General features: G+C 52.1%; 10 protein-coding genes. 9 read left to right on the forward strand and 1 reads right to left on the reverse strand.

Going from position 1 to position 13,184, the window contains the following annotated elements:
* Positions 1 to 158: 158 nt before the first annotated feature.
* Positions 159 to 1,217 (forward strand): recombinase RecA, encoded by a 1,059-nt coding sequence (gene recA / locus ACK5LI_RS03665; RefSeq protein WP_416946333.1) that lies wholly within the window; start codon positions 159 to 161, stop codon positions 1,215 to 1,217.
* Between the two features lie 136 nt (positions 1,218 to 1,353).
* Positions 1,354 to 3,996, forward strand: coding sequence for an alanine--tRNA ligase (gene alaS / locus ACK5LI_RS03670; RefSeq protein WP_416946335.1), 2,643 nt, complete (start codon positions 1,354 to 1,356; stop codon positions 3,994 to 3,996).
* Between the two features lie 170 nt (positions 3,997 to 4,166).
* Here alaS and ACK5LI_RS03675 read toward each other — a convergent pair whose 3' ends face one another.
* Complete coding sequence (locus ACK5LI_RS03675; RefSeq protein ID WP_416946337.1) at positions 4,167 to 4,370, reverse strand: heavy-metal-associated domain-containing protein; 204 nt, start codon at positions 4,368 to 4,370, stop codon at positions 4,167 to 4,169.
* 127 nt (positions 4,371 to 4,497) lie between these two features.
* Here ACK5LI_RS03675 and ACK5LI_RS03680 point away from each other — a divergent pair, with 127 nt between their 5' ends.
* The 7 genes from ACK5LI_RS03680 to ACK5LI_RS03710 all read left to right on the forward strand — a co-directional run bounded on the left by ACK5LI_RS03680 (position 4,498) and on the right by ACK5LI_RS03710 (position 13,157).
* Entirely contained in the window at positions 4,498 to 4,890 is a 393-nt protein-coding gene (locus ACK5LI_RS03680) for a hypothetical protein (protein ID WP_416946339.1), read from the forward strand.
* Positions 4,891 to 4,995: 105 nt separating this feature from the next.
* The gene (gene miaB / locus ACK5LI_RS03685; protein ID WP_416946417.1) at positions 4,996 to 6,375 is read left to right on the forward strand and encodes a tRNA (N6-isopentenyl adenosine(37)-C2)-methylthiotransferase MiaB; all 1,380 of its coding nucleotides are present in this window, start codon (positions 4,996 to 4,998) and stop codon (positions 6,373 to 6,375) included.
* Positions 6,369 to 6,932: a bifunctional nuclease family protein gene (locus tag ACK5LI_RS03690; protein WP_416946341.1), complete on the forward strand. Its 564-nt coding sequence runs from the start codon at positions 6,369 to 6,371 to the stop codon at positions 6,930 to 6,932. Before miaB ends, ACK5LI_RS03690 begins: the two co-directional genes overlap by 7 nt.
* Before the next feature lie 142 nt (positions 6,933 to 7,074).
* Positions 7,075 to 7,728 carry a histidinol phosphate phosphatase domain-containing protein gene (locus ACK5LI_RS03695; protein ID WP_416946343.1) on the forward strand — a complete coding sequence of 218 codons (654 nt, stop codon included), beginning with the start codon at positions 7,075 to 7,077 and terminating at the stop codon, positions 7,726 to 7,728.
* 246 nt (positions 7,729 to 7,974) lie between these two features.
* The gene (locus ACK5LI_RS03700; protein ID WP_416946345.1) at positions 7,975 to 11,094 is read left to right on the forward strand and encodes an efflux RND transporter permease subunit; all 3,120 of its coding nucleotides are present in this window, start codon (positions 7,975 to 7,977) and stop codon (positions 11,092 to 11,094) included.
* Positions 11,095 to 11,242: 148 nt separating this feature from the next.
* Positions 11,243 to 11,659: a hypothetical protein gene (locus ACK5LI_RS03705; protein WP_416946347.1), complete on the forward strand. Its 417-nt coding sequence runs from the start codon at positions 11,243 to 11,245 to the stop codon at positions 11,657 to 11,659.
* Between the two features lie 280 nt (positions 11,660 to 11,939).
* Positions 11,940 to 13,157 (forward strand): response regulator, encoded by a 1,218-nt coding sequence (locus tag ACK5LI_RS03710; RefSeq protein WP_416946349.1) that lies wholly within the window; start codon positions 11,940 to 11,942, stop codon positions 13,155 to 13,157.
* Positions 13,158 to 13,184: the final 27 nt, after the last annotated feature.

Raw genomic sequence — 13,184 nt, forward strand, 5'->3', positions numbered from 1 at the left:
CGTCATAAAGTTCGAGCGCGTTGTTGGCAACTGTTCACTTTGTACTTATCAAAAAAATGAACCGTACCCTTGTACCGGCCAAAACATTGCCCAGCACTACGGGTTCTGGTATTGCCTTTGAGCCAGAAACATTTTTTCCGTCTACGGAGTCCATTAATATGTCGAAAAAATCTTCCCTCAGCCCTGAAGATATGCGCCGTGAAGCGCTGAATACCGCACTGAGCACCATTGAGCGCAAATACGGCTCGGGCTCGGTGATGAAACTTTCCGACGATGCCCACGCGAATGTTGCGATTATCCCCTCCGGCTCCATCGGTCTTGACCTTGCCCTTGGTGTCGGCGGTATTCCCCGCGGCCGCGTGACTGAAATATACGGTCCGGAATCTTCCGGTAAGACCACCCTTGCCCTGCATATGATTGCAGAGTGTCAGAAACAAGGCGGCACCGCCGCATTCATCGACGCCGAGCACGCGCTGGACATCAACTATGCCCGCCGCCTTGGTGTAAAAACCGATGAACTGCTCATTTCGCAGCCTGATTACGGCGAACAGGCACTGGATATCGCCGACATGCTGGTGCGCTCCAATGCCGTAGACGTTGTGGTTGTTGACTCCGTTGCCGCACTGATTCCCCAGTCCGAACTGGAAGGCAACATGGGTGAAACTCAGGTGGGTTCTCAGGCACGCCTGATGTCGCACGCCATGCGTAAACTTACCGGTACTATCCACAAATCCCGCACGTCTGTAATTTTTATTAACCAGATCCGTATGAAGATCGGCACCATGGGCTACGGCAGCCCCGAAACCACCACTGGTGGTAACGCGCTGAAATTCTACTGCTCCATCCGCATCGACGTTCGCAAGATACAGACCCTTAAAGATAAAGAAGAAGTTTACGGTAACCGTGTCCGCGTAAAGATTGTTAAAAACAAAGTTGCTCCTCCTTTCCGCGAAGCTCAGTTTGATATTCTTTACGGTCAGGGAGTCTCCCGAACGGGCGAACTTCTCGATCTGGGCGTGGAAACGGGCATTGTGGAAAAAAGCGGCGCGTGGTACGCATTCGGCTCAGAACGTCTGGGACAGGGCAAAGAAAACGTCCGTCAGATGCTTCAGGAAAACACAACCCTGCGCGATGCCATTGAACAAAAGCTCCTCGAGCATCTGGGCATGAGAGAAGCCGCGCAGAGCGAGGAAGCAGCCGGTCAGCAGGCCGAATAGCAGCACAGCACCGCCACAGTGCCGTGCCGTCAGCTTATCCGCGCTCTACACGAGTCTTTGCCGCCCCGAAAGGGGCGGCTTTTTTGAACGATGGCAGCAGCGCGCTCGAGATCATATTTGGACAGGAGAGGAAACTGTGATTACCGCCAATGAAATCAGGCACCGCTTTCTTGAATTTTTCCGCAAGAACGGCCACGAAGTGGTCGATTCTTCTTCGCTTGTGCCCAATGACGACCCCACCCTGCTGTTTACCAACGCAGGTATGGTTCAGTTCAAAAAAATCTTTCTCGGGCAGGAAAAGCGCGCATATTCCCGTGCAACCACTTCGCAGAAATGCCTGCGCGTAGGTGGCAAGCACAACGACCTTGAAAACGTAGGTCGCACAGCACGTCACCACACCTTCTTTGAAATGCTGGGCAACTTCTCCTTCGGCGATTACTTCAAAGAAGACGCAATCCGCTTCGCATGGGATTTCATCACAAAAGATCTGGGTTTGCCCAAAGACCGTCTGTACATCACCATCTACCGCGATGACGACGAAGCCGAAGAGCTATGGAAAAACGTTGCCGGTGTTCCTGCCGAACGTATTTTCCGCTTGGGCGAAAAAGACAACTTCTGGTCCATGGGCGACACTGGCCCTTGCGGTCCCTGCTCTGAAATCCACATTGATCAGGGCGAAGAAATGACCTGCGGCCCTGATTGCGGTATCGGCAAATGCGACTGCGACCGCTTCCTTGAAATCTGGAACCTCGTGTTCATGCAATACGATCAGGCTGCAGATGGTACCCGTACCCCGCTGCCCAATCCCTGTATCGACACCGGCATGGGCCTTGAGCGCATTGCCGCTGTCTGCCAGCATGTCCAGTCCAACTTCGACTGCGACCTCTTTCAGGCATTTATCAGCTACACTGCCGAGCTTGCAGGCGTTTCGTACAAAAAAGACTCGGAAGATACAGATACTGCCCTGCGCGTTATCGCCGACCACAGCCGCGCAATCGCATTTATGATTGCAGACGGTATCCTGCCCTCCAATGAAGGCAGAGGCTACGTGCTGCGCCGCCTTATCCGCCGCGCTTACCGCTTTGGTCGCCTTATCGGCCTTGAAGGTGCCTATCTATATAAGACAGCCCTCAAGGTTGTCGAAGAAATGGGCGAAGCCTTCCCTGAACTACTCGACAACAAAGACTTCATGGCCCGCGTGGTGCGCGAAGAAGAAGACCGCTTCAACAAGACTCTGGACAAGGGCCTTGCACTGCTGGAAGACGAACTTGCAGCTCTTACCGGAAAGGGCAGCGCCAGCGTTACCGGCGAAGTGGCTTTCAAGCTGTACGACACCTTTGGCTTCCCCATCGACATTGTTAACGATATCGCCGAAAAACGTGGCTTCAACGTTGATGAGGACGGCTTCAAAGCTCTTATGCAGGAGCAAAAAAATCGCGCTAAAGCAGCCTGGAAAGGCGGCGGAGAGCAGACTCTTGCTGCCCGTTTTCAGGCGTTACTGGAAGAAGGCATCGCATCTGAATTTGTCGGCTACGACACCCTGAGTGCCGAAAGCCGCATTATTGTGCTGCTTAACGAAGAAATGGAGTCGGTTGAATCGCTTGCTGCCGGTGCAAAGGGATACCTTGTATCCACTCGTACCCCCTTCTACGGTGAGTCCGGCGGTCAGCTGGGTGACACCGGTGATGCTACATCTGAAACCGGCGCAGCAGAAGTAACCGACACATTGAAGCCTTCGAGCAAACTGCTGGTGCACGTCATCAAAGTTGCGAAGGGCGACATCCTGCGAGATCAGGCTGTTACCCTCACCGTGCGCGAAGGAGAGCGATTTGCCTCTGCCCGTAACCATACCTGCACTCACCTGCTGCATGCCGCCCTGCGCAAAGTTCTGGGCGACCACGTAAAGCAAGCAGGCTCTCTGGTGGGGCCCAGCAGACTGCGTTTTGACTTTACCCATATCGCGGCTATGACGCCTGAAGAAATCACCGCAGTGGAAAACGAAGTCAACCGCGCAATCCTTGCAGATATCAACCTTGATTCCGAACACATGGCCTATGATGCAGCTGTTGAGAAAGGCGCAATGGCCCTCTTCGGCGAAAAATACGAATCTGAAGTGCGCGTTGTCTCCATTCCCGGCGAATCCGTAGAGCTGTGCGGTGGTACCCATCTGCGAGCAACCGGTCAGGCCGGTTCTTTCTACATTACCTCTGAAGGTGGTGTGGCAGCAGGCATACGACGCATCGAAGCCGTAACAGGCTGGGATGCAGTAAAGTTGTTCATGCAGCAGCGCGCTGAGCTGACTGAAGTTGCCGGTCTGGTAAAAGGCAAGCCCGGCGATGTGGCGGGTCGCGTAAAAGCGCTCCAGAAAGAAGTCCGCAGCCTGAAAAAGGATATGGAAAAGCTTGCTTCGCAGGCTGCTTCCGGCAAAGGGCGCGATCTGATGGACAGTGTTGAAGAAATTGGCGGTGTAAAGGTTCTCGCCGCTGTAATTCCCGCTACCAATGTAAAAGCCCTGCGCGATGTAATGGATGATGTCCGCTCCAAGCTGGCTTCCGGCATTGCCTGCCTTGTCGCAGTTGACGGCGATAAAGTGCACATGATCATTGCTGTAAGCAAAGACCTGCACGGCAAATTCACCGCGCCTGTCCTTATTAAAGAAGTGGCGGCCAAAATCGGTGGTTCCGGCGGCGGACGTCCGGACATGGCACAGGCTGGCGGTACAAACCCCGAAGGTGTAGACGAAGCCTTTGCCTGCCTAAGAGACCTGCTGAAAGGTTAAGCAGAGTACTGCTGACAAAAATACAAAGGCCCGCCATTACTGGCGGGCCTCTTTTATTGCACAACAGCGGGACACGTTTTTTTGCATACTATACACACGGCAACAAAACCCGTTGATACAGCTGTATCAACGGGAAGTTACATGCAAAAAAATACTATCATGTAAAAAGATTATTCGTCTTCCACCTCGTATCCCGCTTCGCGCACTTTTTCCCGCAGCAGGCTGTAATCTACGCACTCCGCGGGACCATAAGTGATCTCGCCAGTTGCCAGATTGACGTTCACCGTTTCCACACCATCTACTGTTTCAATAGTCTGAGTAAGGGTAGCAGCACAATCAGGACTCTGCATACCGCGGACTTTCAGCTTTTTCATAAGTTCATCCTCCGGCAGTTAATTCATACCTTCTGATATGGCATAGCCATGTGCTCTGCACAAGTGCAACATACCAAAAATGCTACGATCTCCTACCAGTGCTTTGTAAAAATACAGCAGGCAGCTCGTGTCCTTGCGCGACAGCTCAATATGCCTTATCTCTGTGCCAGACACGCAGCAGCAACACTACAATCTGCTGCTCTCAACTATCGAAACCATCCTTTCAGGAAAAAATATCCCGACTATGATCCATCTTTCTTTTACGTCCCTCGGATATGTGTACATGTTTCTTATCTGGCTTATTGCGCCAGCTTACGGTGTATACCATGCACGCAAAAAAGGGCTGAACCCCTATTTCTGGGGAATTTTGTGTTTCCTTGTTCCGCTTTGCGTATTCATTATTGTGGGCATCCGTGCACCCGGAGAACCCGTTCCCAAAATGTTCCGCAACGAAGAAGAAACTGAAAGCAATGAACAGGCCGGGTCCGACACTGCTGAAGTAGCAGCTGATAAAAAGTAATTTTTACTTTCCTGTGCAAAGCCTCTGTGCCCATCTTGCGCGGTGTTCCCACAAGAGCCTGAGGTTATGCCTGATTTTCCGCATCTGCATCAAACCATCATACCAATGAACCAGAAAAAATTTCATATAATCACTTTCGGCTGTCAGATGAACGTTAACGACTCTGACTGGCTGGCACGGGCTTTAGAAGCCCGTGGATTTGCACAAGTGCCAGAAAACGAGGCACACATATACATTATCAACACCTGCTCTGTTCGCGATAAGCCAGAGCAGAAAGTATACTCGTTACTCGGTCGCATCCGGCGCCAGACTCGCGACAAAAGAAACGTGACAATATGCATAGGCGGCTGTGTTGCTCAGCAGATCGGCAAAGGCTTTTTCAAGCGCTTTGATCAGGTACGCCTTGTCTTTGGCACTGACGGAGCAGCATCCGCCCCGCAAGCTATCGAACGACTGGTGCACGAACCACATGCCCGCATAAGCCTGCTCGATTTTTCAGAAGAATACCCAGAGCGCGATGCCGGATGGGAAAATGCTCCCGTTCCCGTTTCTGCCTTTGTTAACATCATGCAGGGGTGCGATAACTACTGCGCGTACTGCATCGTGCCTTATACCCGTGGCAGACAGAAGTCGCGCAGCACAGAATCTGTTCTGGAAGAGTGTACCCAGCTTGTGGAACGTGGTACGCGGGAAATCACACTGCTTGGTCAGAATGTGAACTCCTTCGGCAAAGATTCGCACGGCGACGGAACAACTTTTTCCGAATTGCTTCATAAAATTGCAGCCATCCCCGGTCTGGAACGACTGCGCTTTATGACTCCGCACCCCAAGGATATCGCCGACGAGGTAATCGCGGCTTTCGGTAAGCTTAAAAATCTGTGCCCCAGAGTCCACCTGCCCCTGCAGTCCGGTTCGGATGCCGTGCTTAAAAAAATGGGCCGCAAGTATGATATGGCCCGCTTTATGAGCATTGTGGAAAAACTTAAGCAGGCGCGTCCCGACATTGTCATCAGTACAGACCTTATTGTCGGCTTTCCCGGAGAGACAGAAGACGACTTTCAGCAGACGCTGAATGCTTTGCGCAACGTACCGTTTGTACAAAGTTTTTCGTTCATCTACTCTGACAGGCCGGGAACTCGTGCGGAAATGCTGCCGGACAAACTATCGCGCGAAGAAAAGACAGAACGCCTCATCCTCTTGCAGGCACAGCAAAATGAATGCACTGATGCTGCGTTGCGTGCTATGGTAGGCAAAACTGTAGATGTACTTTTTGAAAGCATGAGTCCGAAGCATACAGATGGTGATGCACAGCCATCAGTTAATACAGAAGAAGCTGTTGCATGGCAGGGCCGCGATGAATACGGATATGTCATCAATGTCATGCTGCCGGAAGCCTGCAACCTGTATGGCAAGATCATGCCTGTAACCATTACAGAAGCACGCAAGCATTCGCTGCTTGGAGAACCTGCGGGGAAAGCATGGTAGTTGAAATGAAAGTAATGGGCTTATCTCTTGATGAAGCAACCAAAGCCCCCATACTCGTTCTGAAACAGCGCGAAGGTGATGATGTTCTGCCCATCTGGATAGGCGCCATGGAAGCCATGGCAATATCGTTGGCGCTGAACGATGTGGAAACGCCAAGGCCGCTCACACATGACCTGCTGCTTACCTCTCTTGCCGCTATGGGCGCTAAACTTGTGGCGGTCAATGTGGTGGACCTGCGTGAAGGCACCTACTTTGCCGAACTGGAAATCATACAGGGAGAAACCACTGTACGGGTGGACAGCAGGCCTTCTGACGCAGTAGCTCTGGCCCTGCGAGCAGAAGCACCTATTATGGTCAGCAGCGAAGTGCTGCAAAAAGCCGGTGACGAGCGTCTGCGCCCCATGCATGGCGATCCGGCGTTGTTAAAAAGCCCTTCTGATGCTGCTGCCGCACTGTTGAAGCAGGATGGCACTCCTAGCCCCGCAGGCGATGCATCTGAGGATGAACTGGAAGAACTGCTGCGCAAACTTGAACCGGTGACAAAGTACAAAATGTAGTTCCGGACTGTCTGTCTGTAAAAACATCAGGCCCGCTTTTGCGGGCTTTTTTTGTGGGCAGCGCTGCCGACTACTCACTTTTCATCCATAAACAGGCTGTTCTGCCGTTTGCCAGACGTCCGGCAACACGCTACAAAACCATATGATCGAATTACGCGCATACACATCCTTAAGTTGCGGCTCTATGGCTCCCGCCGAAGCTGTCCGCATGGCAAAACTTGCAGGCCTGCGTGCCGTCACGTTTACGGAGCGGGTCGACGCTGCAACCATGCATCCAGTGCTCAATCAGCTAGCACCTGTAGCGCGCTCTCTTTCACTATACGCGGGAATCGACGTTATCGCTGGGTGTGAGCTTGCGTACATGCCATCTGCTCTGCTGCCTGATGCCATCGCGGAAGCCCGCGCCGCCGGAGCACAGTTTGTGGCCGTCCTTGGTCAGTATCTGAGCGGTCATGTGGAGGAAGGAACCAATCTGGCTGCCATAGAGGGCGGGTGCGATTTACTCAGCAGCCCCGGATTGATAACGGAGGAAGAGGCGGTTCTGGCAGCTGAAAAAAATTGCATGCTGGACGTAACTGCCTATAGCCCCCATGCACTGGCGAATGGTCATGTTGTTCGCATGAGCCGTGCAACCGGAGCACGAATTGCCGTTACCGGCGGAGTGCATGAAGCCATCGCTTTTATCAGTGCCGACCTGCGGCGGGCTGTAGGTATTGGTGCCGGTATGACAGCTGACGAATATGCAACTTCCCGAAGCCATATAAATGCCCTGCTCTCACGAATGCTTCGTATGTAATGTTCTTGTGTATCACGTACGCATCGGGTGTTCTTTCATACCCTCTGATGCAGAGAGCGGACAATCCCTTCATCACATACGATAACGGCTAGCTGTTTAACTGAACAACATATACCATCGGTACATTTCAACGTATCTGGCAGCACTCTTTCCCCGCCCCAGATAACGCTTCGCTTTCCCTTTATTTCATACAGGCATTCATGTATGAATCCAGTGTTTACTTTCACTAGAAAAACCGGACTATTCATGGACTTCATACAATTTTCCATCCGCAAGCCTGTTTCCATACTCGTCGGAGTTATCCTTGTAGCCCTGTTCGGCGTCATCGGCCTGTTAGGAATGCCCTATCAACTCAGCCCGACTGTAACTGAGCCGGAAATTACTGTCCGTACATCATGGACAGGAGCCACCCCGTACGAAATTGAACGTGACATCATCGAAGAGCAGGAAAAGGCCCTGAAGGGCGTAAGCGGCCTGCAGACGATGGAAAGTACGGCCTCCAACGGACAGGGGGAAATCACCCTGCGTTTTTCCGTCGGTACGGACCTTGATGATGCAGTTCTGCGCGTTTCAAACAAGCTGGATGAAGTCCCTTCATATCCTGAAAACGTAGACAGGCCCATCATTTCCGCCACCGGCGCCTCTGCATCTCCTATTATCTGGATGGTATTGAAGACTCTGCCGGATAACCCGAAAGGAATCGATACATACCGCACGTTCTTTGAAGACGAAGTAAGACAGGACCTTGAGCGCGTGGAAGGTGTGGCCGAGCTTATGGTTTACGGCGGCACAGAGCGGGAAATGCAGGTTATCATCGACCCCATCCGTCTTGCAGCACACGGTCTTACCATTAACGATCTTCGTAATGTTCTTGCGGCTGAAAACGTCAATATTTCAGCCGGCAACCTTGATGTCGGACGCCGCGAATACCGTATCCGCACAGTAGGCAGCTTTTCTTCTCCCGAAGAAATTGAACGGGTAGTTATCCAGTCCACAGGCCAGCACCGGATTCGCGTTGGTGATGTCGCACGGGTAGGTTTCGGCTATGCAGAACGTAACGTTTCAATTCAGCACAACGGGCAGGCGGGCATTGTCTGCGCTGTCAAAGCCGAACCGGGTGCAAACGTACTGGAAGTTACAAACGACACTGAGGCAGCCGTAAATCAGCTGAACGAAACTATTCTGAAAGAAAACGGACTGTACTTTGACTGGTCTTCTGACCAACGCCCTTATATTAACGGCGCCATCAGTCTGGTACAACAGAACATACTTATCGGCGGTCTGCTGGCAATATGCGTGTTGCTGGTCTTTCTGCAGTCAGCCTCTTCAACTGTTATTGTAGCGGTTGCCATTCCCATCTCGGTGGTAGGCACCTTTATCTTTATGAGTGCGCTCGGGCGCAACCTGAACGTAGTCAGCCTTGCCGGTATCTCATTTGCCGTGGGTATGCTGGTGGATAACGCCATCGTTGTATTGGAAAACATCGACAGGCACCGCAGTATGGGTAAAAACCCGTTTCTTGCGGCTTATGACGGCACACGTGAAGTATGGGGGGCGGTTCTTGCGTCTACCCTGACAACCGTCGCGGTTTTTCTTCCTGTTGTGTTCATTGAACAGGAAGCAGGCCAGCTGTTTAAAGATATCGCCATTGCTGTTACCTGCGCCATCACGTTGTCGCTCTTTGTGTCCATCTCTGTCATTCCCATGCTGGCCAATCTTTTCTTTTCAAGGTCGAAGCGTAAAGACGGCCCCAGAGGCATAAAAGTCATCACCACCATCGGAAACGGCTTCTCACGCTTTATGATGGCTCTGGTAGACTTGGCCCTAAAGAATGCACTGACCAAGCTAATAACCATTCTGCTGCTGACAACCATTTCAGTCGGTTCTGCAGCTATTTTCTTTCCTAAAATGGAATACCTTCCACAAGGCAACAGAAACCTCGTGCTTTCCATTCTTATTCCGCCCCCCGGTCTTTCTCTGGAAGAACGGGAGCAGATCGGACAGTACATTTATTCACAGGCAGAACCGCACATCAAAAAAGAGGCGGACGGCATCCCTGCCATTCACAGCCTTTTCTATGTGGGTGCACCGGACTTTATGCTGTTCGGCGCCACCAGTGTGCATGAACAGCGGGCAGGTGAACTCATTCCCATGTTCAGCCGCATTATGAATACCATCCCCGGCATGTTCGGGGTAAGCTTGCAGGCTGGTATCTTCCAGACATCGCTTGGCAAAGGCCGCACCATCGAGGTCGACCTGCGTGCTTCTGATCTGAATCAGCTGGTAGGCGGTGCCGGAGCATTGTTCGGCACTTTGATGGGTGAAATTCCGGGCGCACAGATACGCCCTCTGCCCTCGCTTGAACTGTTGTTCCCCGAAGTCCGTCTTATCCCCGACAGAGAACGTCTGCGCGCTGCAGGAATGAGCGCAAGCGATCTGGGTATTGCCGTTGATGTGCTTATGGACGGCAGAAAGGTGAGCGAGTTTAAAGAAGAAGGTAAAAAGAAAGTCGATCTTGTCATCAAGGCTGAAGGTGAGCAACTGAACACGCCTGAAGCTGTTTACAGAGCGCTGATTGCCACCCCTGCCGGCGGAACAGTGCCTGTTTCCTCACTGGCCGATCTGGTGCGTACTTACGGCATAACGCAGATCAGGCACCTTGAAAGACAGCGGACTGTAACCCTGCAGGTTACCCCTCCTGCTCACATTCCGCTGCAGCAGGCTATGGAACAGATTGAAAACGACATTATTCCCAAGCTGGCTCAGGGGCCGCTTGCCGGAATCAAGTATTCCATTTCCGGTGCTGCCGACAAACTGACACAGACACGGGAAGCGCTGCAATGGAACTTCCTGCTGGCACTCGCCATCACATACCTGTTGATGTCGGCTCTTTTCGGCAACTTTGTGTATCCCATGCTTATTATGTTTACCATACCGCTTGCAGCTGCGGGCGGCATCATAGGCCTGCGCCTTGAAAACATATTCATTGCCCCCCAGCCTATGGATGTATTGACCATGCTCGGATTTATCATCTTGATAGGCGTAGTGGTAAACAACGCAATCCTCATCGTGCACCAGTCTCTGAATAACATTCGTGAACTGAACATGGAGCCACAGACGGCCATCCGCGAATCTGTACGCACACGTCTGCGCCCCATTTATATGAGTGCAACGACATCACTGTTCGGCATGTTGCCTCTGGTTGTTGCCCCCGGCCCAGGGTCGGAACTGTACCGCGGTCTGGGTGCTGTCGTGCTCGGCGGCCTTGCCATCTCCACGCTGTTCACTGTGTTTGTCATACCGGCACTGCTTTCATTCTTTATAGGTATGGAGAAAAACTCCGGAACGGAAGAAAGCCACAGTTAACTGAAAACACACGCTAAAAAGCCCGCATCCTGAAAAGGATGCGGGCTTTTTCTTTTTGCAGCCTAAAGAAAGTCAGGAACCTACCGATTGCATAGGGTGTGACAGAGTGCATAACAGTCCGCTAGCCGGACTCTGGCGGAGAACACTCATGCTTGATTACTATCGCTTTAAACAGGTTCATGAACTGTACCTGAAAGGCCGTCCCGATGAAGCCCGCAGCCTTTTGCAGGAGTTACAATCTAACTATGTAGCTGCCTGTGACGAAAATACATCCCTGCGGGCTCAGATTCAGGAATATGAAGACATTTTGTACATTTCAAAAAACCTTGTCTTCGACGGCAATAGTTATTGGCTGCATACGGGCAGTATCAGACAAGGCCCGTTTTGTCCTGAATGCTATAACAAGGAAGGCCTGCTGGTACGGCTTTCCCAGCAGGAAGGTCAATGGCGTTGCAACCACTGCGCAAGCCATTTCGGACAAGAACGCACAGCCGTGCGCAAACCGGAACGTCCTACAGTGGCGATGGGCCAGCGTGTCGCCAAGGTAATTCCGCTTTATAAATAGGCTCGGACACGGGAGGGGATGGAGCAAGACCATCAACCCGGGGGAAACATGTCATTCGAGCGCCTGTATATTGCGACAGGTTTTCTTTCCATTCTGGCACTGTTTACATTGGCATGCCACGCATGGGGATAGAAAAATCCACTAAGCGCCCGCACAGCGGGCGTTTTTCTTTTTCTGCAGTATCATCAGGCTAAAGAATCGGCCCGCAAATGCCGATATGATTTGCAGCAACGGCCGCCCTTCTCCCCTCTATGGGCAGCCATGCAAAGGGCTGACAATCATGCATCAGATACAATACCGGAATACTAATTCTGTCGCACATCAGGCCTCTGATCCTGTTGCGGCAGCTATAGCTGCCGCACAATACAGAGCGCTGGTACTGACACCGCATAATGGTGTTGCCTCGCTGGATAAGGCAACCTTGCGTCAGTGCGGTATCCGCACGGTGGAAACATTCGGCTCCGGCATCCGGACTGCAAAGTGGCTCGATTTGCAGGCTACAAGACTGCACACCGAAAACAACCATATTCCGCCTGCGGATCTCATTTTATGTGATGAGGTGCTGGATGACATATCAGGGCTGGAGTTTGCAGCCATAATGGCAAAGCATCCGCTACTCAGCAGCATTCCCATCATCTTCATGGCATCTTCCGCCACACGGGAAACCGTTGTTAAGGTACTCCAGACAGGCTGCTGCGGCTTTTTGTTACGGCCGTATACCGTTGACAGCTTTGCCACGCAGATCAAACGTGCCCGCGGTATCATGCAGCGTACAAGGCAAGCTGGCGCATTGATGAACAAGGCAGAGACCACGCTTTGCAAAGAGGCTTTTGATGAAGCGCTTGCAGCTTTTGCCAGTGTAATAACCAGAAATAGCTCGCCTGATGAGGAACTGTTTGCAAAAGGGATGGAGCACCTGTCACATAGCGACTATGACAGTGCTCTTGAGGCATTTGGCAATGCCGTGCGCATTAACGCCCTGCACGCGGATGCATATTCAGGAATGGCCCGCTGCTGGAAGGCAAAAGGCAATATGCCCAATTATCATAAATGCCTGAAACTTTCCGGCGAAGCCCATCTCAGGCAAGAGCGCTTTCGCGAAGCTCGTAACGTGTTTGCAAAGTTGATGGAGGTGGCAGGCAGTGCCACCAACCCTATGCTGCAAAGTGCGGCAAACCTTGTCCGTCAGGGCAACCTGCACGCCGCAGCAGGAGCATTCTTGCACGGCACCACTCTGACACCAGAAGTCAGACTACATGAATGCATCGCACGGGCATGTCAGTTTACAGAATCGCCGGAAAGAACAATGGAACAGATTTGCGATGCAGTAGAAACAATTGCAGGGCCTGCCCGCGCTCATCCCCTACGCAAGCGTCTGCTGGATACCGGCCCCGTTGTCCAGGAGCCCCCTGCACAGGCGTCAACATTTCCAAAGCTGGAAGAAATTATCGCTGTGGCCAAATATACCATCAAGCTGTACAGACAAAGGGCAGCGTAACCGGATATAGGCTTTTCATACTGCCTG

Source organism: Oleidesulfovibrio sp. (assembly GCF_047973035.1).
Taxonomy (GTDB): domain Bacteria; phylum Desulfobacterota; class Desulfovibrionia; order Desulfovibrionales; family Desulfovibrionaceae; genus Oleidesulfovibrio.

Coding starts and splice junctions, on each gene's coding strand:
- ACK5LI_RS03695 (WP_416946343.1), top strand. CDS start 7,075: ATGATCGAATTACGCGCATACACATCCTTAAGTTGCGGCTCTATGGCT.
- ACK5LI_RS03675 (WP_416946337.1), bottom strand. CDS start 4,370: ATGAAAAAGCTGAAAGTCCGCGGTATGCAGAGTCCTGATTGTGCTGCT.
- ACK5LI_RS03705 (WP_416946347.1), top strand. CDS start 11,243: ATGCTTGATTACTATCGCTTTAAACAGGTTCATGAACTGTACCTGAAA.
- recA (WP_416946333.1), top strand. CDS start 159: ATGTCGAAAAAATCTTCCCTCAGCCCTGAAGATATGCGCCGTGAAGCG.
- ACK5LI_RS03700 (WP_416946345.1), top strand. CDS start 7,975: ATGGACTTCATACAATTTTCCATCCGCAAGCCTGTTTCCATACTCGTC.
- ACK5LI_RS03690 (WP_416946341.1), top strand. CDS start 6,369: ATGGTAGTTGAAATGAAAGTAATGGGCTTATCTCTTGATGAAGCAACC.
- miaB (WP_416946417.1), top strand. CDS start 4,996: ATGAACCAGAAAAAATTTCATATAATCACTTTCGGCTGTCAGATGAAC.
- ACK5LI_RS03710 (WP_416946349.1), top strand. CDS start 11,940: ATGCATCAGATACAATACCGGAATACTAATTCTGTCGCACATCAGGCC.